Genomic DNA, 23,198 nt, shown 5'->3' with positions numbered 1-23,198 from the left:
GTGGTATTCAGTTTAGTAGTCTGTCATAGTAAGACAGGTGATTCTGTAACAGGGAAAGGCGGGGATACATACGAGTATACGGTTGCGGCGTTTGGAGTATGAAACTGATTGTCGCTAGTTGGATAAAAATAGCAACGGAGACTTTGGAGCAAGTATATGGGATAATGTCGCCGGAAATTTGCTGTAGGTAAAACACAAATAGGAATGAAGTAAGGAGCGGATATTCAAAATGAAACGTACAACAGAATTTGTATTAGGACTTATTGGTGGCATTTTCGGTATTTTATGCGCGTTTATTGCGTTATTTATTGGTGGACTTGGTTCTGCTTTAGATGCGGATGGAGCGAATACACTTATCGGTTTAGGATGGGGAAGTGTTCTTCTCTCTATAGTAGGGATTTGTGGATCTGTTGTAGTGAAGAGTAGAGCAAAGCTTGGCGGTGCGATGATGACAATCGCTGCAGTTGGTGGATTAATTTGTATTTCTTTCTTTTATATTTTACCGGCCGTTCTCCTATTAATCGGCGGGCTAATGGGAATTTTGCGTAAAGAGAAAAAGCTAGTTTCCGCATAATGAAGGGGAACTGTTACATGCAGTTCATCTAGTCTATGTAAAACAATAGGTTGAAAATCTAAATGCCCGACTATTATATGGAATAATAGTCGGGTATTTGTTTTTTCTAATGAACCGCAGATGTGTGTAGTTACCTATTCCACATTCTTTTTATAATTAGGCCTCAACAACCCCTTAAAATCCACCTCAGCAATCAACACACTTACTAATATAAGCGTCGCCCCTAAGTATCCTTTCCCTGTGAGCGTTTCGCCTGTGAAGAAGAAGGCGAATCCTGCTGAAAAGACAGGTTCTAATGAAAATATAAGACCTGTATGTGTGGGCGTAGTGTATTGCTGGGCGATAACTTGAACAATGAATGCGACCGCTGTGCAAAATATGCTTAAGGCTAAGATGATTAGCCATGAGTCAGTAGTACCAGGAAGTTTTTGGGTTTCCATCACTAATGAAAAAATAAGACTAAATAGGCCGACAAAACCGAGTTGTACTACCCCAAGTGCAATTGAATTCACATGTTTTGTTACGCTTCCAGTAATGATGACGTGAATCGCATAAAATAAGGCAGACAGTATGCAAAATATATCGCCGTTACCGATCTTGAATTCACTAGTTAATGTTAGTAATCCGATTCCTATTATCGTTAACACAATTCCTAATATAACTTTCTTTTCAGGAATGTGTTTTAAAAATATAGCTGATAATATCGGAATGAAAATGACCGTGAGACATAGTAAGAAACCAGCATTAGAAACGCTTGTATACTTTGTACCGAAAGTCGCGAAAATATAGACGATAAATAAAACGGAAGCTAGTATAAAAGAATATTTTACAGTTTTAAAATCAATTTTGAATAAGTGTTTGTAAAATATTAAACCTGATAAAAGAAAGGCAATAATAAATCGTAATGCGATTAAATTATATTCTTCTATGTCATCAAGTCCAAGCTTTGTAAGTAGGATGGATGCACCCCAAAAAAATGTAACTAGTAGTAGCATTAAATCAGCTTTTAATTGTATTTTCATTTCTAGTCCCTCGTTATGTATAATTTGTAATACCCGTAGCTCCATTGTTTATTTTAATATTAATTCTGAATATTTGGAACAAAAATTTATCGACGCTTTTTTCTTCATAATGAAGAGGCTATTTAAAAATTCCTATTTAACAACATACCAAGCTACTTTGCAACCACTTTTGCCGGAAGAACAAGTATCAGGTTAGCGTATGAACGAGGTGGGAAAGGTGGATATTCTCATTCAATCATTGAAAGTTCGGATTTGAAGAAGTGTGCAGAGATAATAAAGTTGTTTAATTTATCAGTGTAAAAATAAGAGCCTTGCTACCCTTCTTATGTAACAAGGCTTTTTAAAGTTGTGTCATTTTAAATGTATTCAATTCTGTTTCCCCTCAAAAATGAATAATAAAGTTATTTAATTGAAGTACCCGTTAGTTAAAGTAAGCTTTTTAAACGATTCCTATTTTAGGATAAATTCCAATTTGTAATCATGTAATGTAATATATAGGGTTACTTTGATTATTGTACGCCTATACTTTTATATACGAATTGTACGACAAATTAACCATAAATATTACGAAAACATCTTTATATTAAACAAAAATGACCAACAAATTAGCATACAATTTGTTGGTCATTTTATAATGTTTTGTTAAATTTACTTGTTGTTCTCTTTTATTTACATCATCAAATATGAAAATTAAAATAGTCATTCGGCTTCTCTCTTTTTTGTAAAATCAGAACATACGTTCTCATGCAGTCGCCAAATCATGTGAAAAACGACATACATAGGGTCTCAATTCAAACCATTGTAACACTATTAAAATCCTTCTTTTATATGGATTGCTGTAGAAATGGAATAATGCGTCTAACTTTTTAAGTATATTTTAACGCAAAGAATTGTTCTACAAGTAAACAGAAACCAATGATTAATAGTTGTTACATTTGATAATTACCATATATAATATAAGTTGACTTAAAAGGAAGCAGGAGGAAACAACATGAGAAAGGTCTTATTCATCGCCCTTTTTATAATCTTGGTAACATTAACTGGTTGTAGTGATAATGCAAACACTGGAACAAGTTTCAAAGCATCGGAAACCGCAAAATTAATTGGAGATTTTGCCTCATATGTAGATTCCCAACATCGAGAAGTGGATGATAGTAAAGGAACTTCAATCACTAAAGATTCGTTACAATTTATTGAAAAGAATCTTGATATGTTTATGAATCATGATAAGGAAGCATCTCAGAAGCTTGTGGATTCAAGCATTGACTATCGTTATTTGGAAAAAGACATTGAAAAATATTCTGGGACAATGTATAAGGACAAAGGTGCAATTATTAGCATCCAAGAAATAAAAGATGAGAATTTAAACAAGACTTTTACACTTATTCATTTGTTCAATAATGAGGCACAGGTAGACTACGATGTCTTATATATAGAAAAAACAGATTTATTAAAAGAGGATAATGTAGAATTCATAGGATTACCTCTTATGGAAACCTCTTTTAAAAACGTAAGCGGAGGTACAACGAAACCATTTATGATACTTGCAAGTGACATAGAGAAAATTGAATAGGAACAAATGAGAAAGAACTTGGAAACTCTCCAAGTTCTTTTTTGTGTCAATTTCAAAATGATTTCCTGCTTAATTCAACTCGTTTCCAGAAATTACTAACCCTCTCCATTTGTTTTATTCTGATTGGACTTTTTCATGTATATTATAAAAAGAATTAAACTGACTTATTAGTTGAACCAATCGGACATTTGCGGGCAGTTGATTCCCCACCTAACTTCTCTGCTTTCTTTTAAACGACTTTATTGTAAATTAAACAACTTTATTATTTCTATACAAGAAGATTGGTATGTGAGTTTCTAAAGTAAATAGAAATAATGAAAAAAGAACCCAATTTCTCTATTTTATATGGAGAAGTTGGGTTCTTTCGTTTTGGAATAATTATGAGGAAATTTTTAGATATTTCTCATATATTCATCATGTTTCTTTCATCCTCTTCTCACGTCTAAGTTTTACACTCATATGTATCAAAGGTAAAGGGAGGTAATACATTTTTTACTTATCTCAAAACGAATGATAGATGGTGGTGAGCAGATGAAAAAGAATAAACGTAAAAAATTGCGTTGGTTAAAATGGATTTTGATCCTTCCGTTACTTCTGGCATTACTATTGTTTGGATTACATAGTATGAAGTTTGAAAGGTGGGATCATGAGAAACATAAGCAAGCGGCGTATACTGTTTCTCACGATAAAGAAAGGGAAGCTTTCGTTACACAAAAAGAAAAGGTTAATAAATTTGAGCGAAATCAGCATCATGAAAAACACCATGAAAAAGAGTTTGAAGGTTTATTCTTTATACCATTCCTCTTAGCGTTTGGACTTGTTCTTTTCGGCTGGTTCATGATTCGTAAGTCTGAAGGGAATACGGTTAAAAAATGGACAGGCATATTGCTCCTAGTTATTGGTTTATTACCAGTCCTTCCGATGATTGCATTTGTTGCAATGATTGTTTGGGCATATAAAAAATTAAAAGAAAAAAGAACGGCAACTGATATAGATGTATACAGCGACTTTCAAGTACAAAAACAAGTAGATATTTTAGATCAATGGGAACGCAATATTCGTAAGGAGGAGAAGTAGTAATGGGTATTTTAAAACGTATTAAAAATATTGTAGTGGCGGATGTGCATCAAACGTTAGATAAGATAGAAAAACCTATTAACATGTTAAAGCACTATCTTCGTGAAACAGAACAGCAAATTACGAAGGCTGAAAAAGCACTTTCTCATCAATATTATTTAGAAAAGAAATATGAAGCATTAATTTCAGAAACGGATGCTCTTATTGCAAAAAGAATTCGCCAAGCTGAGCTTGCAGTATCACGCGAAGAAGATCATATGGCGCAGTTAGCCCTGCAAGAAAAGATTGTAAATGAGAAAAAAGCGGAACTATATCGTAAGCAGTACGAAATAACAAAAGAGCAAACAGCGATGCTTTATGAACAAATTGACAAATTGCAAAAGAAATATGGAGAGTTGCAATATAAAGAACTAGTTCTTGTTTCGCGGTTAAATGCGGCGCAAGCGATAAAAGAAAGCAACAGAGCGATTGATTCGTTCCATACAGAAAGTGCAGCGAAAGGCTTTGCGCGTATTGAATCGTATGTGCAAAAACTAGAAGCAGAAACAGCTGCTAGTAACTATTTTTATAATTTGAAGTCTCCTAATCAACAAGAAGTGTTAGATCAAAATTTGCAAGAAGAAGTACAGCGAGAGTTAGAGAAGTTAAAAGAGAATAAATAGTGTGCAAAAAAGCCCATTTCATATGGGCTTTTTTTATCGATATTGCTTTTATCGTATCATTGTTCTTAAAAGAAGAGAAAAAGGAAGTAAAGGCAGCGGGGGTTTTACAGAACGAGAATTAAGGTTCATATAAAAAGACATCTTTATCTCGTAAAGATGCCTTTCTACATTTCTTTCGTTATATCATACTGCAACAATTGCTTTTGATCATAAAACTTCTCAAAAATAATGCCCATTACGTAGAAGAACGATAGACCAAAGCAAATGTGAATGAGTGTAAAGGTAGCTCCGAATGAAGAAAATTCATACACCATAATTGGTAATTTCGCAGTTGTCCAAACGCCTAAGAAAAATACGATGTACCTAATGCTTGCGCCTTTTTTTAATAGTAGTGCTGCAATCGGAAAGGCGATGTAGAGGGGACCAGCTGCAATTCCGCCTAATAATAGGGAGAATAAGATTCCATATATGCCGGACTTTTCTCCCATATATTTCATTAGTGTTTCTTTCTTCACCCACTGATCAAGTAACCCTACAAATATTAGGACAGGGGGGAGTAGAAACAGCATATCTAAAATGCTATTTCCCGTTAATTTTAATGCGCTCCATCCTAAAGATTGGTTTATAAAAGTTAATAAGAGGAGCCCAAACAGTAATATGAAAAAGAAGCGATATCTTTTTAGTTCATTCATACCATCACCACCCAAATGATATATGAGAATAGAAGTGACATGAGTAATGCAGATGCATTACGTGCGTAAGCAAAGCTTCGTCCGAATATCTTTTGTTCCATCGGCAAGGTTGTAATTCCTACTGACATTAATGTAGACATGAGTGCCGCAACTTGAGGAAGGCCTGCGCCGTGCTGTACTAACGTATTACCAAGTGGGAACACGACAAAGCTTGGGATAAGTGCAACGGAGCCGAGTATTGCAGAATAAATAATACCTAAGAATCCAGACTGTTCTCCAATGATGGAAGAGATGAAGGACGGCGTTAAGATAGAAAGTGATAGTCCAACGAAAAGCATAATGGAGAGCATGGCAGGGAGAAGGTTTTGAAATATTTTCCATGATTTTAATAGGGCAGCTTTCGTTTTATTCCGATCCTTCATAAAAGAAATCCCCGTAAGAATAATAGCCAAAGTGTAAAGGATAGCACCATTAATCATGATTAGATTCCTTTAAGTCTTTATATTTGTCTAAGAAAAATGATAAGTTTTTCATTTTTTCTTCAATATCCATTTGAAAATCTGCTAATTGTTCTTTTCCGGCTGTAGTAATTTTGTACATCTTTCTCGGCTTATCTGGAACGGATGTACTTACATAAGATTCAATAGCACCTTCGTTTTCTAATTTCTTCAGCGTGCGGTAAAGGATGGCACTATCGATTGGATTGACCGGAAGTTCTTCTTCACATTTCTGAAGTAGTTGCCCGCCATAGTTATCACCTTCTGCTAAAAATAACAAAAGAAATGCACCTGTATGTCTTCCTGTATGTTTCATGAATATACCTCCTAGAATGAATTGGAATATATACTGTTAATGACAGTATACTGTTGTTAACAGTATATGGTGAATGAATTTCTATGTCAATTTTAAAATGTGCAATTCAAATGTTACTGAGGGGAAATGATAATCCCTGTTTTAATCTTATTAAATAACAAAATAAAAGCCTACTGTTTTCTTGTGACAGTGGCTTTCATAGTTGGTAAACTACTATATTACGCTTAGGGAATCTCGCACTTTGATAGTAACACATATATGTTAATTGCATATTGAGAAATAAAAAAAAGACACTCTCAAGAGTGCCTCTTATTAGCAGCCTAATCCGCCGCCCCAACAGCTAGCTCCAACGATGATTAATAAAATAAAGAGCACAACAAGTAAGGCGAATCCACCGCCAAAACCACAGCCTCCACCACAACTACCACCATAGCCTCCACCATAGCCCATATTAACTCCTCCTTCCATAAAGTCCATATATTAATGGATTTATTTCACTTTATGTTTTTACGGATGAATTGAGCAGGTCCTTTTGAAAAAATAAAAGAACTCGGTATTTTAAGAGAGGTGACGAACTTAAAATACCGAGTATTACGCTTATTACATATGGTATTTTATTCTGTGCATTTGGGGAAAGGAGATCGTTATGGCTAATTCTGAGATGATATTACGTTTACTTACGGATTTAAAGATTGAGCAGCAAGCTTTGAGAGCACAGCTGGAGAAAATACAAATAGCATTAACTATACTTGAAGAAAAATCAGCTACTGTTGAAGGGAAATCAACTACTCTTGAGGAAAAACCAGCTGCTACAAAGCAAAGAGCTTATTCTGGACGCCCGACATCTTTTCGTGATTGGAGAGCAGCTAGTCAAAGGGACTAGTACGTTTTATGAAGGATTACAATCATCCCATTAAAAAGAACCCCATAAATGATAAACCATTCCACTAACAAAAAACACTAATCCTAAAAATAAAACAAGTAAAGCAAGCATTCCATTTTTATTATGTTCCATAAAACTAGCTCCTTTTCATTATACTTTTGTGATCTATATTACTTTATCCCGCTATTTGTGGGAGTCGGGCTGTCCGTAAACGTCCGATTGGTGAAGGCTAATAATCAGTGGGGGATGAACAAAACCCCCACTGATTAAAGTTTCACTTTATCTAGCTGTATCCGAGTAATATTCTTCCGCATTAAATTCTTTAATGAGTGATATGTCGTTTGTATCAGGGTTAAACTTAAATATTTTAATTTGACCAAAGTTATCTTTGTCTGCAAATGTATTCTCACCAATTTGGGTCATATTACTGATATTTGGGGTAGAATCGTTACCATGATCAGTAATTTCCACAACTTTTTCACGGTCCCAGAATGCAACAACAATAATCAAGATGATAAGGCATACACGTATGTAACGCAGTTCTCTTGCAACAGGATGTTCCATATGATAGTCTCCTTTGTCATTTGATAGATTTTGTGTATAAAAGAGATACTTTCTATGAAAAAATAATGAATTGAATATAAATAAAAAAGACACAGTAAAGTGTCTTTTTTATTTGAGTTATGCGCATTGCTAATAAGACGTTAGTTCCTCAGTCTGACTATGAGTAACTATGTAGGATAATTCAATTATAACATTTTAACCAATAATGGGTCTATATGGAATTTGAAGAAGGGCTAAAAAAATGAAGGAAAAGGCTCATAAAAAAGATCGAAAAAGAAAGGCTTTGATTGGTGAGAGCCTGAAATCTTAAGTATAAAAAGAAGACATCAATTAAGATGTCTTTTTTGTACTATGGTAAGTAAAGCGTGGGGATATATTTCCCTTGCTTAGAATGATGAATCGGTTTGCAGCCGCGATACTCGGTGCGATTATTATGTATGAAATTGAACATCATAATTTCATGTGGACGTTTGCTGCTGCAAATACGTTTTTAAAAGCGAGGAAAGTAGCTATTGAAAATATGGAGAGCTTTTTATTATAAAGAAAAGACACCCATATAAGAGTGTCTTTTCCGATAGTTTTTTAGCAGAAGCAAGAAGCTCCAACAATGATTAATAAAATAAACAATACAACTAATAAAGCAAAGCCTCCAGAAAATCCACAGCCGCCACAACTACCACCAAATCCCATAATAGTTCCTCCTTTAATAAGAGGGGAAAACAAGGGGTCACTCATGTATTTTAACGGATTCAAATTACTTTATGTTTTTTACGCAATAATTGAGCAGGTCCTTTTGAAAATAAAGAAAAGACACCCTAAGGTGCCTTTCTCCGACTTGAACCATCTTAATTTTAATAATATGTATTGGACTCCCATCCAAATATTATTTTACCATGTTAAGTTGTTTTATTCATTGAGAAATAAAATTCAAATCTATATTTTGTTGTTTTTGGAAATATTCCATATCAATCATTACAATACACGTTTTAGTTTTTGAATTATGTATCTGTCTAAAAGTTGAAATTAAAAAGAACCCCATAAATGATAAACCATTCCACTAACAAAAAACACTAATCCTAAAACAAAAACAATTAAAGCAAGTATTCCATTTTGATTATGTTCCATAAAATTAGCTCCTTTTAGATTTATTTTTATATACAAAAAAGCCTTTAGTCGTAATTATGGCTAAAGGCTTTGAGCATTATACTTTTTAGTTAATAAAAATTTATCCCGCTATTTGCGGGCTACCCGTAAACGCCCGATTGGTGAAGGCTAATAATCAGTGGGAGATGAACAAACCCCCCACTGATTATAGTTTCACTTTATGATTTTTTATGGATAAAATCCAAATTGGGAACTGAAAATGTACTAGCTTGATAATGAAGCCTGGCTATTAGAATTGAAAAATTTTAGTTTTATTATAATTAATAGAAATGAGAGTAGTGTGAATATAAATCCGCTCCAAATAAGCTGGTGAATACCTAGGTTTGAAATAAACCAGCCTCCAATAGTTGTTCCTAGAGTAATTCCGAGATTTGAGAACGAAACGAATAGACTATTACCAAATTCAGGTACTTCTTTTGCTTCGCTTATTAACCATGTTTGACCAACAATTAATCCACCAGCATGTACGATTCCCCAAATGAATACGATAAAAATCATTGGAACAAGGTAGGAACCTAAATAATAAACCAATATGTAAACAACAGAATATAGAATAGGGAATGATATTACGGTGTTTATTATGCTTTTTTGCAGGAGACTACCAAATAAATGATTACCTAAAATCATAACTATACCAAATATGAATAGCATGATACTGATGAGAGATCCATTCATGGAAGTTACTTTTGCAAGGTACTCGGCGAAGTAGCTGTATACGGAAAACATGGCTGCAAAAAGGAATGTGACGGTTAAAATATTTAACCATAATCCTGGTTTGCTGAGTATACGAATTTGTTTGCCGAAAGACATTTTTTCTTTAACAGGCATAGAAGGAAGGAAGATTAGTATTCCAATGAATGCAAGGGCGTTAACAAGCGCTCCGAATAAGAAAGCAATTTCGAGTGAAAATTGGTCTGCAAGGTAAGAGGTTAGTGGTACACCTAAAGCAAAGCCAACCGTAATTCCCATAAAAACTTTTGTAACCGCTTGACCGCTTTTTTCTGGAGGGACAAGTTTAGCAGCTGTTACAAGAGCGATTGAAAAGAAGAGTGGGTGAAGTGCTGCCGGTAAAATACGAAAAATAAGCATGATTTCAAATTGTGTTGTATAAGCGTAGATTATATTTGAAATAACAAATGTAAAAATTGCTGTTAATAAAATTATTTTGCGATTAATACTAGAGACGAGCAGAATTAAAAACGGACCAGAAATAGCAACAACTAGTGCGAATATACTTACTAAAAATCCGGCTTGTGCAGTTGAAATACCGAATTTTTGAGTGATTTGTGGTAATACGCCGACAATACCCATCTCGGTAGTAATAATTCCGAACACACCTATTGCGAGTGTCAGAATAAGTAAAGGATTTACTTTTTTCATTTATAAAACTCTCCATTCGTATCAGTATTTTGAAAGTGAATTCATTAACAAAGAAGCATTATTACAAGGATGATTGGATGTCAATATTATTAGGATTATGTAATTCGAAACACAATAACAGATATCTAAATAACTAGATATGATATGTTAAAAAAATTCTCCTTTCTATGTTTCTTGCTTTTATAGGTAGTGCAATTTTATAAAAAAGTAATTGGATGCCTGTAAAAAAGCAGATTATGTGAAAGCTAATAATCAATTGATATGCAGATTGATTATTAGCCTTCATTTTATAATTCGTTTTGAACGTATTCAGAAAACTCTCGTATTGTTTTTTCATTTCGACGATAGTATGTCCATTTTCCAATTCGGTCAGAGTCTAGTAGTCCTGCTTTTTTCATAGTTAATAAATAACTAGAAATAACCGATTGGGCTAAGCCAGTTTTAAGCTGGATATCTCCTACACACACTCCAACTTGAAAGTTAAGGCCTTGCTCTAGATAAGGTTTTTCATCGAAATGGTTTTCTGGATTTTTTAACCATGATAAAATTTGACATCTTGTTTCATTTGACAATGCTTTATAAATTAATAAAGGTTCCATAAGGATATTATATCTACTTTTATAGATTTGTAAATGGGTTTTTGCTCATTTTAAGGAAAGAAGGTATACGCGATCCCCTTAAATAGGAATGAGGTGCTCTAGTAATGAGGGCTTTTTTATTTGATGATGATACTACTTGCGATGTGAAAGAATAATTTGTTGAGTATTTAGATGAGTTCGATATTGATGAAGATTTAGAGATTATGTCTTTAGTATTTATCGGTCTTGCGGCAATACAACTGGAGAAAGATTGTCTTCAAGAAGAAGTGCGCAGCCATGCGATTATATTAATTGAGCAAGGTTCCGATGAGGAAGATTATGAAGAGAGAAAGAAAGTTTTAATTGCATTAAAGCGACAGTTAATAAACTGTTAGTAGCTTGAAAAAGTACAAATGCCTGTTTAAAATGATGTGGCATTTGTTTTTCCTTGTAAAAAAATGTTCAATAATTTATCGTTGCAAACGCTTACTCTTTGTGTATAATAAGGGTAAGTTAATAATTAAAAGGATTGTTACTGTTCGGCAGGCAAAACCTAAATTGATCCAAGGAGGCTACATATGTAGTTTTTTGGAATCAGTTTAGGTTTTTTTATTACCTTTTGTGACTTTAAGAAAAAGAAGGCGGAACAATATGAGAATCCACAAAATCTTAAATAACAATGTTGTTTGTACGAAAAAGGAGAATGAAACTGAAGTAGTACTAATGGGCAGAGGTTTGGGATTTCAGAAAAAAGTAGGCGACACAATTGATGAATCTAAAATAGAAAAAACCTTTGTTTTAGAAACAAAAGAATTATCAGAGAAACTTGCTAGATTGTTAACTGAAATTCCTGTACAGAATTTAGAAATTACAGAGAGAATTATTCAGTTTGCTAAAACAGTTTTGCCGGGATCTTTAAGTGATTATATTTATCTTACGTTAACGGATCACTTAAGTTTTGCGTTAACGCGGCATAAAGAAGGAATGGATCTCAAAAATACCTTGCTTTGGGAAATTAAGAGGTTTTATCAGAAAGAGTTTGAAATCGGTCTACAAGCTTTACGTATTATTGAAGAAGAGACTGGGTTTAAACTTTCTGAAGATGAAGCAGGGTCAATTGCACTACATTTTGTTAATGCACAGCAAGGAGAGCCGGCGATGCAGCAAACGGTGGCGATGACGAAAATCGTCCAAGATATTTTAAATGTTGTAAAGTACCACTATAAGATGAACTTAGATGAAAGTTCATTTAATTATAGTCGGTTTGTAACGCATTTACGATATTTTGCCCAGCGTTTAATGCAGAAGGAATTAAATTCGGCAGATGATGATTTTTTATATGAGCAAGTGAAAAGTAAGTATCATGAAGCGTATTGTTGTACAGAAAAAATAGAAGCATACTTACGAAAAGCACATAATAGTCATCTTTCAAAAGATGAAAAAGTTTATTTAACGTTGCACATTCATCGTGTAACGAAACGCAATGAATTATGTAATTGAATAAACGGGATTGTTACTGTTTGGCAGGCAAAACCTAAATTGACTTCTAATTGAGTGATTCGTATGTATCACGCGGTTAGAGTTAGTTTAGGTTTTTTCTTTTATAAATGATAAATGGGATGATTGTAAGGAGGGGGAACTACTATGAAGTATGAACAATTGGCAAAAGACATACTGAAACATGTAGGCGGAAGAGAAAATATAAATAGCGTTGTACATTGTATAACGCGTTTACGGTTTCAGTTAAAAGATGAAGGGAAAGCGAATACGGAAATACTGAAAAATATGGAAGATGTTGTGACTGTTATGAAAAGCGGTGGGCAGTATCAGGTTGTTATTGGTAATCATGTGTCTGATGTATATAAAGCAGTCGTTTCGGTTGGAGGATTTCTAGAAAAAGAAGAAGAAGCAGATGGTGAGAAGGGAAAGAGCAGTCTTATAGATATTCTTTCTAGTATTTTCACTCCTATTTTAGGAGTATTAGCTGCAACAGGGATGATTAAAGGATTTAATGCACTATTTGTAGCTTTAGGTTGGTTAAGTACTCAGTCAGGAACGTATCAAATATTAAATGCGGTAGGCGATTCGTTATTTTATTTCTTCCCAATCTTCTTAGGGTATACAGCAAGTAAGAAATTTGGAGGATCGCCGTTTATTGGTATGGCGATTGGGGGCTCTTTAGTTTATCCAGCTTTATCAGGGTTACAAGCAAGTGAACCATTATATACGTTATTTGCAGGAACGATGTTTGAATCACCAATTCATATTATGTTTTTAGGAATACCAGTTATTTTGATGAGTTATGCATCATCTGTTATTCCAATTATCATCGCTGCTTATTTTGGATCGAAAGTAGAAAAGTCTTTAAAGAAAGTTATTCCGGATGTTGTGAAAACATTTTTAGTACCATTCTTTACATTACTAATCGTTGTACCGGTTACATTTCTTGTTATTGGCCCAATTGCGACGTGGGCAGGACAATTTTTAGGACAAGTTACACTTTGGGTTTATAATTTAAGCCCGTTAGTAGCAGGTGTGCTACTTGGCGCTTTCTGGCAAGTACTTGTTATTTTCGGTCTTCATTGGGGAATCATTCCGATTGGCTTTAATAATTTAGCAGTGCACGGTATCGATCCTATACTAGCGCTCATATTTGCTGCTTCATTCGCTCAAATTGGTGCTGTTCTTGGGGTTTGGATGAAAACGAAAGAGCAGAAATTAAAAACGCTAAGCATTCCAGCTTTTATTTCAGGTATTTTCGGCGTTACAGAGCCGGCGATTTATGGTATTACACTTCCTCTTAAAAAGCCGTTTATTATGAGCTGTATTGCGGGAGGAATTGGCGGTGGAATACTTGGTGTATTCGGTACACAAGGATTTATGACAGGTGGACTTGGTATATTTGCGCTTCCAACATTTATTAGTCCGAAAGAAGGAATCACGGCTGGATTTTGGGGAGCGATTATTGCGATGGTTGTATCCTTCGTAATAGGTTTTGTTCTTACTTACTTATTTGGTTTTACTAAAAAGCAAACATCTACAGAAACAGCTGAAGCAATTGATAAAATAGCTGCATCAAATCATGATGAAGTAATCTTTAGTCCTTTTCATGGTGTAGTTAAGCCGCTCCAAAATATTGATGATGCTGCATTTGCATCCGGTGCGTTAGGTGAAGGGGTTGCAATTGAGCCTTCAGAAGGAAAGTTGTTTTCACCAGTATCAGGTACGATTTCTGCACTTTTCCCAACGAATCATGCAGTAGGAATTACGGCGGATTCAGGTGCTGAAATTTTAATCCATATTGGGATGGATACAGTGAAACTAGATGGGGAATTTTTCTCTTCTCATATTGAACAAGGAGCGAGAGTAGAAAAAGGACAATTACTTATTGAATTTAATATAGCTGAAATTCAAAAGGCGGGTTATATTGTGACAACACCAGTTGTTGTTACAAATTATGATAAATATAGCATCAAGAAAATTGAATTAGAAAATATTCAAGCAGGAGATTCCTTACTAGAGTTAGGAGTTAAATAGTAGTTATATTTCATACAGGTTCAAACGAAGAAAGGTATTCTTTGAAAATCGTAATACCTTTCCTCGTTAATTCTTATATAAAGGAGTTTTTATATATGTCTAAAGTTATTTTTCCTAAAGGATTTTTATGGGGTGGAGCGATTGCGGCCAATCAAGTTGAAGGAGCATATTTAGAAGACGGAAAAGGATTAACGACGGTTGATCTATTACCAACTGGCGAAAAACGTTGGGACATTATGAAAGGGAATATTCATTCTTTTGCACCGGTAGAAGGGGATTTTTATCCATCACACGAAGCGATTGATTTTTATCATCGTTATAAAGAAGATATTGCTCTGTTTGCAGAGATGGGATTTAAAGCGTTACGCGTATCTATTGCTTGGACACGTATTTTCCCAAATGGTAATGATGAACAGCCGAATGAAGCAGGATTACAGTTTTATGATGAATTATTTGATGAACTTTTGAAGCATGGCATTGAACCAGTCGTTACGATGGCTCACTTTGATGTTCCAGTTCATTTAGTAGAAAAGTATGGAAGCTGGAGAAATAGAAAACTTGTGAGCTTCTTTGAAACGTATGCAAAAACTATTTTTAATAGATACAAAGATAAAGTGAAATATTGGATGACATTTAATGAAATTAATATGCTTTTACACTTACCTTTCATGGGAGCAGGGTTAGCTTTTAAAGAAGATGAGAATAAAAAACAAATTCAGTATCAAGCAGCGCATCACCAGCTTGTCGCAAGTGCTTTAGCTGTGAAAGCGTGTCATGAAATTATTCCAGATGCGAAGATTGGTTGTATGCTTGCTGCAGGTGCGACGTATCCATATACATGTAATCCAGATGATGTTTTACGCGCGATGGAACAAGACCGTGAATCATTCTTCTTCATTGATGTACAAGCGAGAGGAGCATATCCTGGGTATGCGAAACGATTCTTTAAAGATAACAATTTAACAATTGAAATGGAAAAAGAAGACGAATCCATTTTGAAAGAGTATACCGTTGATTATATTGGATTTAGCTACTATGCAAGTAGAGCAACAAGTACGGATCCGGAAGTGCTAAAAAGTATAACGAGCGGAAATGTATTTGGTTCTGTTGAAAACCCATATCTTGAAAAATCAGAGTGGGGATGGACGATTGATCCGAAAGGCTTCCGTATTACAGCGAACCAACTTTATGATCGCTATCAAAAACCTTTATTTGTCGTTGAAAATGGTCTTGGTGCAATTGATCAATTAAATGCTGAAGACGAAGTAAACGACGACTACCGTATTGATTACTTGCAAAAACATATGACGGAAATGTCAGAAGCAATCCAAGATGGAGTAGATATTATCGGATATACAAGCTGGGGACCGATTGATCTTGTAAGTGCCTCTACTGGAGAAATGAAAAAACGTTACGGATATATATACGTTGATAAAGATAATGAAGGAAAAGGGTCATTAAAAAGATCGAAGAAGAACAGCTTCAATTGGTATAAAGAAGTAATTGAGACGAATGGTGAGAGTCTGGAATCTTAAGTATAAAAGGAAGACATCAATTAAGATGTCTTCTTTTACTTGTACAATCCAAATGAGTTAAGGAGGTATATGTAGATCCTTGAAAATGAGAATGAGGTGCTCTAATAACGGGCTTATTTTTGCTTCGTTTGCTGTTACATAGTATGTTTGTTAACGTCAAGAAGCATTAGAAAAAGCAGGATAATAATGTTAAATTGGCTGCCATTCGCAGGAATTTAAGCCTTGCACTTATGACTATTTGGTTTAGCAATCGATATGTTGTGTTGAAACGTCAATATATCTTAAAAAGGAGCTCTCTTTATCAAGAGAGCTCCTTTTCCTATTTCTTCTTCTTTTCTGTCGGTTGGCTTTGTTTAGCGAAATTAGATGAATCATCGAAATTCGGTTGCTTTTTACCAGCATTATTACTTCTACCTTTTCCCATATGTAATGCACCTCCCCTCACCCTTACTATTCCCAATAAAAAAATCCTCTTGCATCCAAGAGAATTTTTTATTTGGCTCTTATTAATAATGCCCAACTGTTCCCGTGCATCATTGTTTATAGGGGTAGCGTCAGGTTTATGCGGATTTATAACGTTTAGGAAGTTTTAACCCATTAAAAAAGATCGAATTTTTTAAACGAACGACGAACCGCAGGCTCGGTGTCAGTCTTCGATTGCCTGGTAGACCATGGTCCAGAAGTCGTGGATAAGCCGTGCGGAATTCGGGACTGATAGCCCGACCTGGGTAAGCAGGATTCCGGTGAGCTGGTTGTCCGGGTCGGCGTAGGTCGTGGTGCCGCTTCCACCGTCCCAGCCGAACTGGCCGATGGGCGCGTAGTCGCCACGGTAGGTGCGCACCGCCATCCCGAAGCCCCATCCACCGTGCTGCCCTTGGCCGAATGACACATGGACGTTGCCCTTGGCCATGGCGTTTCGAGCTGCTTGCTGCTCGGGCGTGAGGCGGTTGGTGGTCATCAGCTGGACGGCGGGCCGGGACAGGATCCGTTCGCTTTCGTGCATCCCATGATTCAGCAGCATCCGTAAATAAGCGTTGTAATCGTCGACGGTGGAGACCAGCCCACCGCCGCCGCCCTGGAACGCCGGAGGCTGGCTCCAGCGTCCCCCCTTGGCCTCGTCCCACACGATGAACTCTCCAGTCTGTGGGTCGGGGGCGTAGAGGGTGGGCAACCGGTCGATCTTGTTGGCGGGCACGTGAAACCCGGTGTCCTTCATGCCTAGGGGGTCGAAGATGCGTTCGCGCAGGAACGTCTCAAACGACTGGCCCGTGACCCTGGCGATGAGTACGCCGAGTAGATCGTTGCTGATATGGTATTGCCAGCGCTCTCCGGGCTGGTACATCAGCGGAAGCTCGCCAAGGCGGCGCATCCACTCATCCGGCTCGGGCATCGGCACCGGTAGATCGGGCGTGAGCCCCTTCTCGAAGATCGCGTTCATGATCGGAGTGCCCAGCGACGTAATATCCATGCCGAGCCCGAACGTGGAAGTCAGCAGGTCCCGTACGGTAATCGGCCGCCGCGCTGGCACGGTATCGTCCAGCGGGCCGTCGATCCGCTTCAGCACCCGCCGGTCAGCGAGTTCCGGTAGCCATGTGTCTACCAGGTCATCCAGCCGCAGCTTGCACTCGTCGAGCAGGATCATTGCCGCCGCAATCGTAAGCGGCTTGGACGTCGAGGCCATCCGAAAGATCGTGTCCCGGCGCATCGGCGCACCACCATCATGGCGCATCGTGCCGAGCGCTTCGACTTGCGTCTCACCGTTCCGGCTGACTAAGGCGACGACCCCAGGAATCTTCCCGGAATCGACATGTCGTGCCAGCATGTTGCGCATTTTGTGCAGCCCTGTTTCGGAGAAGCCTTTGTTACTTTGTCCCATCATGAATCTCTCCTTTTTTCCCAGCCCTATTGTTTTAAAAATACAAATTCTCTTTTGTTATTCATGCTTGAAAGACCTTTGTCAAAAAGGTGGATTCGATGCATGAATAACAAAAGAGAATGAATATTGGCAATCAAAATCTGACTCACTTCCTTTTCTAGGTTATCAGAATTGAGATATGTCCTGCACTTAGCATAGAGCCATGTGTTCATCAGATGTTTATTCTACAAGCGTTGTCTTGCCCACCCCATTGGAGCCGAGCAGGGCGAAAATACTGCCCTTTTTGGGGAATAACTTTAGCTTTCTAGATGCCCTATCTAAATCCCTTCCATAAAGATTGAAGCCCACAAAAAATTGTAGCTAATATAAATGAAGCATATAATAATAGAACTTATGAATTTGGTAACACATACTCAGGAATAGGCTCAGATGGTATAGAGATTAGCGTGTATCTAGATAAAAATGGGGAAATCATCTCTGCTTTCCCATCGGAATAAATTTTATTTTTAGTATAAAGGAGTACAATAGTAATGAAATATCCATATAGTTTTGAAGTACTTACCAACGGAAAATTAGTTATGAGACTTCCCAGAGAAATTAAACTTATTGAAACTTGTTTAGGCGTTGAAGTTTCTGCGTTTGGAGATTGGATTTTAGAAGAAATAGTGTTTTAAACGGGGAAAAAGATTGCGTGGAAGTAAATGGCAACATTTGCGGTTTAGAAATTCGGAAAGATACAACTATCGTCCTAGACAATTTGGCCGAAGATGGTAAGGGAGAATTTTGCGAGATAGAAACGGTTGAATTAGTAGACTTAATTCATATTTGGCTAGATAAACGAAAAGAATTTAAAAAAGGGAAAAATAAAGAATTGTAATAATTTAAGTGGCTGACTTCTATATGAAGTCGGCTTTATCTATTGTTTCACACACCTCCCGTTATCTTACGTTTTAAGATCGTTTTTTCTAGATAATTATTAGCAATAGTCATCGCAAGAGGTTCTGAAGATATTTTAGAGATGACTATTGCTAAAATTGTCTTACAAAAGAAGAGCAAGGACGTTATATTCGAACAGGATATCCCGTAAGATAGAAATTTAGGAGGCTATTTATGAATGATAAAGATTATATTTATGAAGAATTAAGTGACTTTTTAGATGGAACATTCCATCAAGATATGGGAACACCAGAAAAAGCCTTACACGAATTTATAGAAGAAGCCCACAAAGTTTGTATAGAAAATACTATAAAGTACATAACTGCATTTTTAAACAGTGATCCATCCACGGAAAAAAAAGAAGAATTCATTGAATATTATACTGACATTTATTTTCCTGCTTTAAAACTAACTCCCCTAGAATGGCTTGAACAAACAGGTGAAACGTTAAAACAAGCATTAAAAAATACTTAGTAAAAATCGATCGCCCATAGTAGGCGGTCTTTTTTTCTTAAAGGATCTGCTCAATTAATGCTTAAAAACATAAAGTAAAATGAATCCGTTAAAATACATGTGTGACCTTGCATTTCCCCTCCTACTCAAAGGAGAGATTAACATGGGCTTTGGTGGTAGTTGCGGCGGAGGCTGCGGTTTTGCTGGAGGATTTGCTTTATTAGTTGTACTATTTATTTTATTAATCATAGTTGGAGCCTCTTGCTTCTGCTAAAAAAACTATCGGAAAAGACACTCATATATGAGTGTCTTTTCTTTATGAAAAAATACCTACACAATGTGCAAGTATTATATTTAGTTATATCAAATCTTCAATCACAGGATCATCATAACAAAATGTACCGTCAATCTTCTTCTTGGGGTCAATCCGTTCTATTAGCTTAATGGCTATGCGGCGAGAACCCTAAAAGAAAAAGAATAAATCCAAAAAGTACCCACATTTTTTAAAATGTGGGTACTTTTTGGATTTATAAGGGCATTTTGGCACAGGTGCTCGGTAAAGTTTCTGTTTGTCCGAAACTTTACGTAGATTACAGATAACATTCACAGTAACTCCAGATACGTGTTTTAAGATGAAGTTCATCAAACACAAGGAGATGATAGACATGTTTAAAACATTATTAGCAGGAACACTTTTAAGTACAGGATTATTAGCGGGTGGTGCAGTAGGCACAGAAGATGTGAAAACGGACAAACTAAAGTCAAATGAAAAAATAGAATGGAGACAAACAAATAAAAGTGAAAAAGAATCCGCAAAAAAGATGGGAAAAGGTACAGAAGTTGGTCAAAATCAACCGATGTCAGTTACAACAAGTGTAGATGGAACAACAACTTCTTCGCCAATCCATAACTTACCTGAAGACGCAGTGCCAGCAATTCCTAACGAAGATGTAAAATCTAACAATAGTCAAACTTTTGAAATGCCTGAGGACACTGAATCACAAACTGGATTCGAAATTGGAGCCCCTGAAAAAATGGAACATGCAAAAACTGTTGAAAGATCAGAAGGTACAGATTTTCAACAAGGGAAAAATTCACCAACAAAAAAGGAAATTAAATAGTATATAGTTATAACGAAGAGCATCCAAAAAGTGGTGCTCTTTTTATATTATAGGGTCACCATATCGTAAACTTTATGTAATTATACATATTTGTAAAAAATACACTAAATAAATATTACATGTAGTAAAATACAAATTGTGGACACGTTCTATAAAGCAGATTCTTTTGAAAGGCGTAACATATCAATCAGTATATAAGATGTGGCGTCACTCCAATACTGATCTCAAATCTCTTATATTTTGTGAACTAACAATCTGGTGTATATAGACGATTCTGTTTTATAGGGTGTGTTTACAGGTATAACAAGGGGTAATACGGATAGATTTGTATTAAATGAAAATGGTTCAAGTCGGAGGAAGGCACCTTAGGGTGTCTTTTCTTTATTTACAAAGGGACCTGCTCAATTAATCCCTAAAAACATAAGGTAAAGTGAACCCAGTGGAATGCATGTGTTACCTCGCGTTTTCTCCTAAAAAAGGAGGGATTGATATGGGATATGGCGGTAGTTGCGGTGGAGGCTGTGGCTTTGGTGGTGGATTCGCGTTACTTGTTGTGCTCTTTATTTTATTAATAATAGTTGGAGCTAGCTGCAACGGATTCGGCTGCTAAGGAGAGGCACTCATGAGAGTGTCTTTTTTTATAGGGTATTGCACCATAAAATGAAGAAATTCATTGTTCTCCATAACGAAAATTTGATTTTTTTACAGTTATTCAAGATAAGCGGTTCTGGTGCAAAAATAGGTCATAGTCTTACTTTCATTCCTAGATACAACTTGTTGAACTGATAAATGGGGGTGATGACAGGGTAGTTGGTACTACTCCTTAACGTAGAATGGTGAAGGGAAACTTTTTTGTCATAGAGAATATATACAGAATAGGAATCTAAGTATGTACTTTCAGGTGGAGGGAGAAATCTCATGAATAAATTTGTAAATGACAAGTTTTATGAAACGAGAAATAACCTATTAAAGGAGATTAATTTATTGAGTGATGCTCAATTCAATAGTAAGCCAGATATGAATAAATGGAGTGTAGTACAAGTTTGTCACCACTTAGTTTTATTAGATGAGGCAGCTATAAAAGTTATTTCATTTGGATTAAAAGAGATTGATAATACCCAAAAAGAGCGTCAAGAAATTCACTCTATATTGTTAGATAGAACGAAAAAATTTACAGCTCCAGAAATTCTTGAACCAAGCTTGGAACCATTTGAAGTTCAACAAATGATTGATTTGTTAAACGATTCGAGAAAAAAATTGATGACTTTTCTTAGTACAATAGAAGATGAATCTATGTTAGCGAAAAAATCAGTGAAGCATCCTGCTCTGGGAGAATTACTTCTTGATCAATGGATAGAACTGATATATTTGCATGAACAGCGTCACATAGAACAAATAAAAGAGATAAAACTACTTTTTGAAAATAGTTTAAAATAATGAAGTCTTTGCTAAATATATATTTAGCAAAATAAGGATAAATCATAGTTACATAAGCAAAAAGACACCATGTATGGTGTCTTTAATAATCAAATCTATATTTTGTAGCAAAAGTAATATCTTTAAAAAAAGATATTACTTATATAAATTATTTACTTAATGCATCGCATAATTTCTATTTGGAAATTTCAGGATTCATTTTACTAACTGATTTATAATTACTATAGATTCAGCCAATGGAAGAGAAGAAGGGGGATGGATATTTATATTGGATAGTATAAACCCCTATATTCTCTGATCAATTTTATTTAATCTTACCAACTACCCACTCCAACATCAGCCTTCAACCACTTTACCCAATCCAAATCCTCTACCTTAAGCAAACTCAATGAAACACCCTTCATATCTAAAGAAGTTAACAGCGTACCAACCTTTACGAATTTAACTTGTAAGCCTTCCAGCTCGCATAAACGGCGAATGTCGTTTGCGAAAATGTATTGTTCCATTACTGGTGTCGCACCGAGTCCATTAATGAGGATGGCGAAGTTGTCACCTTTTCTCCAGCGGTAAATGCTTTTTAGTTTGTTCATCAGTTCGATCGCTAATATTTCAGAAGAGGATAGCGCTTCTTTACGGTAACCTTGTTCACCGTGGATACCGACGCCGTAAAAGACTTCATCGTCGTTTAATGTGAAGGAAGCTTTTCCTTGGACTGGATCATTCGCAGGTGAAAGGGCAACTCCTAATGTATGTAAGTTTTCGATTACCGAGCGACCAAGTGTTGTTAGTTTTTCTAAAGAATGACCTTCAAGAGCGGCCGCACCTAATATTTTTTGCACGAAAACAGTGCCAGCTACGCCGCGTCTTCTTTTATTAAAGGAAGCATCATCTTCAATTGAAACGTCGTCATTTACGATGATGTGGTCAACCTGTCTACCTTCTTCTTTTGCGATTTGTTCTGCAGCTAGAAAGTTTGCTACGTCATCTTTAAAGTTTTTAATGATGAATAAAATACTTTTTTCTTTTGGCATGAGGCGAGTGGCCATGGCGATTTGTTCCACTGTAGGCGGAGTGAAAATATTTCCGTTTACTGCCGCTGTAAGCATTCCTTTTCCTACATAGCCAATATCAGCAGGTTCATGTCCGCTACCACCACCACTAATAATGACAACGTTTTGCTTCATTTTTGCGATACCTTTTACATAAATGATGTTATTTGTTTCGTCGTAATTTACTTTGTCGTTATGTTCAAAATAAAAGCCATGTAGCATATCTTGAACAATATTTTCTACATCATTCATAATCTTTTTCATTGTTCTTG

At 36.0% G+C, this 23,198-nt stretch carries 25 protein-coding genes and 3 pseudogenes; 17 read left to right on the top strand and 11 right to left on the bottom strand.

All coding sequences use genetic code 11. The features are described 5' to 3' along the window. Nucleotides 1–229: 229 nt before the first annotated feature. Nucleotides 230–574 carry a DUF4064 domain-containing protein gene (locus MR071_RS15840; RefSeq protein ID WP_105585690.1) on the top strand — a complete coding sequence of 115 codons (345 nt, stop codon included), beginning with the start codon at nt 230–232 and terminating at the stop codon, nt 572–574. 134 nt (nt 575–708) lie between these two features. Here MR071_RS15840 and MR071_RS15835 read toward each other — a convergent pair whose 3' ends face one another. Then, entirely contained in the window at nt 709–1,596 is an 888-nt protein-coding gene (locus tag MR071_RS15835; RefSeq protein ID WP_242236812.1) for a DMT family transporter, read from the bottom strand. Between the two features lie 991 nt (nt 1,597–2,587). Here MR071_RS15835 and MR071_RS15830 point away from each other — a divergent pair. From MR071_RS15830 to MR071_RS15820, 3 genes are all read left to right on the top strand, one after another. After that, nucleotides 2,588–3,169 carry a hypothetical protein gene (locus tag MR071_RS15830; protein ID WP_242236809.1) on the top strand — a complete coding sequence of 194 codons (582 nt, stop codon included), beginning with the start codon at nt 2,588–2,590 and terminating at the stop codon, nt 3,167–3,169. Nucleotides 3,170–3,700: 531 nt separating this feature from the next. Further along, nucleotides 3,701–4,246 carry a hypothetical protein gene (locus MR071_RS15825; protein WP_242236806.1) on the top strand — a complete coding sequence of 182 codons (546 nt, stop codon included), beginning with the start codon at nt 3,701–3,703 and terminating at the stop codon, nt 4,244–4,246. Between the two features lie 2 nt (nt 4,247–4,248). Beyond that, entirely contained in the window at nt 4,249–4,908 is a 660-nt protein-coding gene (locus tag MR071_RS15820; protein WP_242236804.1) for a PspA/IM30 family protein, read from the top strand. Between the two features lie 164 nt (nt 4,909–5,072). Here the strand turns inward: MR071_RS15820 and MR071_RS15815 are convergent, their stop codons facing one another. The 4 genes from MR071_RS15815 to MR071_RS15800 all read right to left on the bottom strand — a co-directional run bounded on the left by MR071_RS15815 (nt 5,073) and on the right by MR071_RS15800 (nt 6,863). After that, entirely contained in the window at nt 5,073–5,600 is a 528-nt protein-coding gene (locus tag MR071_RS15815) for a permease (protein WP_142395864.1), read from the bottom strand. Further along, a complete protein-coding gene (locus tag MR071_RS15810; protein WP_242236801.1) occupies nt 5,597–6,079 on the bottom strand; it encodes a hypothetical protein in 483 nt (160 codons plus the stop codon). The genes MR071_RS15815 and MR071_RS15810 overlap by 4 nt, the downstream gene beginning before the upstream one ends. Next, the gene (locus tag MR071_RS15805; RefSeq protein WP_002159060.1) at nt 6,072–6,413 is read right to left on the bottom strand and encodes a PadR family transcriptional regulator; all 342 of its coding nucleotides are present in this window, start codon (nt 6,411–6,413) and stop codon (nt 6,072–6,074) included. Before MR071_RS15805 ends, MR071_RS15810 begins: the two co-directional genes overlap by 8 nt. 312 nt (nt 6,414–6,725) lie before the next feature. Beyond that, entirely contained in the window at nt 6,726–6,863 is a 138-nt protein-coding gene (locus tag MR071_RS15800; RefSeq protein WP_242236799.1) for a YjcZ family sporulation protein, read from the bottom strand. A gap of 196 nt (nt 6,864–7,059) precedes the next feature. Between MR071_RS15800 and MR071_RS15795 the strand changes: the two genes are divergently transcribed. After that, nucleotides 7,060–7,296, top strand: coding sequence for a preprotein translocase (locus MR071_RS15795; protein WP_242236796.1), 237 nt, complete (start codon nt 7,060–7,062; stop codon nt 7,294–7,296). Between the two features lie 279 nt (nt 7,297–7,575). Here the strand turns inward: MR071_RS15795 and MR071_RS15790 are convergent, their stop codons facing one another. After that, a complete protein-coding gene (locus MR071_RS15790; RefSeq protein ID WP_242236793.1) occupies nt 7,576–7,860 on the bottom strand; it encodes a YmzC family protein in 285 nt (94 codons plus the stop codon). Between the two features lie 379 nt (nt 7,861–8,239). Between MR071_RS15790 and MR071_RS25825 the strand changes: the two are divergent. Further along, nucleotides 8,240–8,338: pseudogene (locus MR071_RS25825) on the top strand (ATP synthase I); the annotation flags it as partial. 104 nt (nt 8,339–8,442) lie between these two features. Here the strand turns inward: MR071_RS25825 and MR071_RS15780 are convergent. The 3 genes from MR071_RS15780 to MR071_RS15770 form a co-directional block, all read right to left on the bottom strand. Continuing rightward, nucleotides 8,443–8,550 carry a YjcZ family sporulation protein gene (locus MR071_RS15780; protein WP_000505673.1) on the bottom strand — a complete coding sequence of 36 codons (108 nt, stop codon included), beginning with the start codon at nt 8,548–8,550 and terminating at the stop codon, nt 8,443–8,445. A 678-nt stretch (nt 8,551–9,228) separates the two neighbouring features. Beyond that, a complete protein-coding gene (locus MR071_RS15775; protein WP_242236790.1) occupies nt 9,229–10,404 on the bottom strand; it encodes an MFS transporter in 1,176 nt (391 codons plus the stop codon). A 287-nt stretch (nt 10,405–10,691) separates the two neighbouring features. Beyond that, a complete protein-coding gene (locus MR071_RS15770; protein ID WP_002011018.1) occupies nt 10,692–11,003 on the bottom strand; it encodes an ArsR/SmtB family transcription factor in 312 nt (103 codons plus the stop codon). Nucleotides 11,004–11,107: 104 nt separating this feature from the next. On the opposite strand from MR071_RS15770, the pseudogene MR071_RS15765 reads away from it, so the two are divergent. The 4 genes and pseudogenes from MR071_RS15765 (at nt 11,108) to MR071_RS15750 (ending at nt 16,054) form a co-directional block, all read left to right on the top strand. Then, a pseudogene (locus MR071_RS15765) lies at nt 11,108–11,377 on the top strand (MarR family transcriptional regulator). A 256-nt stretch (nt 11,378–11,633) separates the two neighbouring features. Continuing rightward, nucleotides 11,634–12,482, top strand: coding sequence for a BglG family transcription antiterminator LicT (gene licT, locus MR071_RS15760; protein ID WP_242236787.1), 849 nt, complete (start codon nt 11,634–11,636; stop codon nt 12,480–12,482). Nucleotides 12,483–12,626: 144 nt separating this feature from the next. Further along, entirely contained in the window at nt 12,627–14,519 is a 1,893-nt protein-coding gene (locus tag MR071_RS15755; RefSeq protein WP_242236784.1) for a beta-glucoside-specific PTS transporter subunit IIABC, read from the top strand. Nucleotides 14,520–14,614: 95 nt separating this feature from the next. Further along, nucleotides 14,615–16,054, top strand: a complete 1,440-nt coding sequence (locus MR071_RS15750) for a 6-phospho-beta-glucosidase (RefSeq protein ID WP_242236782.1) — start codon at nt 14,615–14,617, stop codon at nt 16,052–16,054. Between the two features lie 646 nt (nt 16,055–16,700). Here MR071_RS15750 and MR071_RS15745 read toward each other — a convergent pair. Then, on the bottom strand, nt 16,701–17,930 hold the full coding sequence (locus MR071_RS15745) for a serine hydrolase domain-containing protein (RefSeq protein ID WP_242236915.1): 1,230 nt from the start codon (nt 17,928–17,930) through the stop codon (nt 16,701–16,703). 353 nt (nt 17,931–18,283) lie between these two features. On the opposite strand from MR071_RS15745, the gene MR071_RS15740 reads away from it, so the two are divergent. The 7 genes and pseudogenes from MR071_RS15740 (at nt 18,284) to MR071_RS15710 (ending at nt 21,877) form a co-directional block, all read left to right on the top strand. Continuing rightward, a complete protein-coding gene (locus MR071_RS15740) occupies nt 18,284–18,427 on the top strand; it encodes an EndoU domain-containing protein (protein ID WP_309243137.1) in 144 nt (47 codons plus the stop codon). A gap of 33 nt (nt 18,428–18,460) precedes the next feature. Then, a pseudogene (locus MR071_RS15735) lies at nt 18,461–18,807 on the top strand (hypothetical protein). 233 nt (nt 18,808–19,040) lie between these two features. Next, the gene (locus tag MR071_RS15730) at nt 19,041–19,340 is read left to right on the top strand and encodes a contact-dependent growth inhibition system immunity protein (RefSeq protein ID WP_070141114.1); all 300 of its coding nucleotides are present in this window, start codon (nt 19,041–19,043) and stop codon (nt 19,338–19,340) included. A 142-nt stretch (nt 19,341–19,482) separates the two neighbouring features. Continuing rightward, a complete protein-coding gene (locus MR071_RS15725) occupies nt 19,483–19,593 on the top strand; it encodes a YjcZ family sporulation protein (RefSeq protein ID WP_000505681.1) in 111 nt (36 codons plus the stop codon). A 391-nt stretch (nt 19,594–19,984) separates the two neighbouring features. Then, the gene (locus tag MR071_RS15720) at nt 19,985–20,440 is read left to right on the top strand and encodes a hypothetical protein (protein WP_105586504.1); all 456 of its coding nucleotides are present in this window, start codon (nt 19,985–19,987) and stop codon (nt 20,438–20,440) included. A gap of 490 nt (nt 20,441–20,930) precedes the next feature. Further along, nucleotides 20,931–21,050, top strand: a complete 120-nt coding sequence (locus tag MR071_RS15715; RefSeq protein WP_105586505.1) for a YjcZ family sporulation protein — start codon at nt 20,931–20,933, stop codon at nt 21,048–21,050. A 308-nt stretch (nt 21,051–21,358) separates the two neighbouring features. Then, the gene (locus tag MR071_RS15710) at nt 21,359–21,877 is read left to right on the top strand and encodes a DinB family protein (RefSeq protein WP_242236779.1); all 519 of its coding nucleotides are present in this window, start codon (nt 21,359–21,361) and stop codon (nt 21,875–21,877) included. Between the two features lie 314 nt (nt 21,878–22,191). Here the strand turns inward: MR071_RS15710 and dhaQ are convergent, their stop codons facing one another. Continuing rightward, complete coding sequence (dhaQ, locus tag MR071_RS15705) at nt 22,192–23,190, bottom strand: DhaKLM operon coactivator DhaQ (protein WP_242236777.1); 999 nt, start codon at nt 23,188–23,190, stop codon at nt 22,192–22,194. Nucleotides 23,191–23,198 lie beyond the last annotated feature (8 nt).

The sequence above is a fragment of the Bacillus cereus group sp. BfR-BA-01316 genome (genome assembly GCF_022664195.1).
Classification (GTDB): domain Bacteria; phylum Bacillota; class Bacilli; order Bacillales; family Bacillaceae_G; genus Bacillus_A.
Note: the sequence above shows the minus strand (reverse complement) of the source record. Positions and strands in the feature narration are given on the sequence as shown.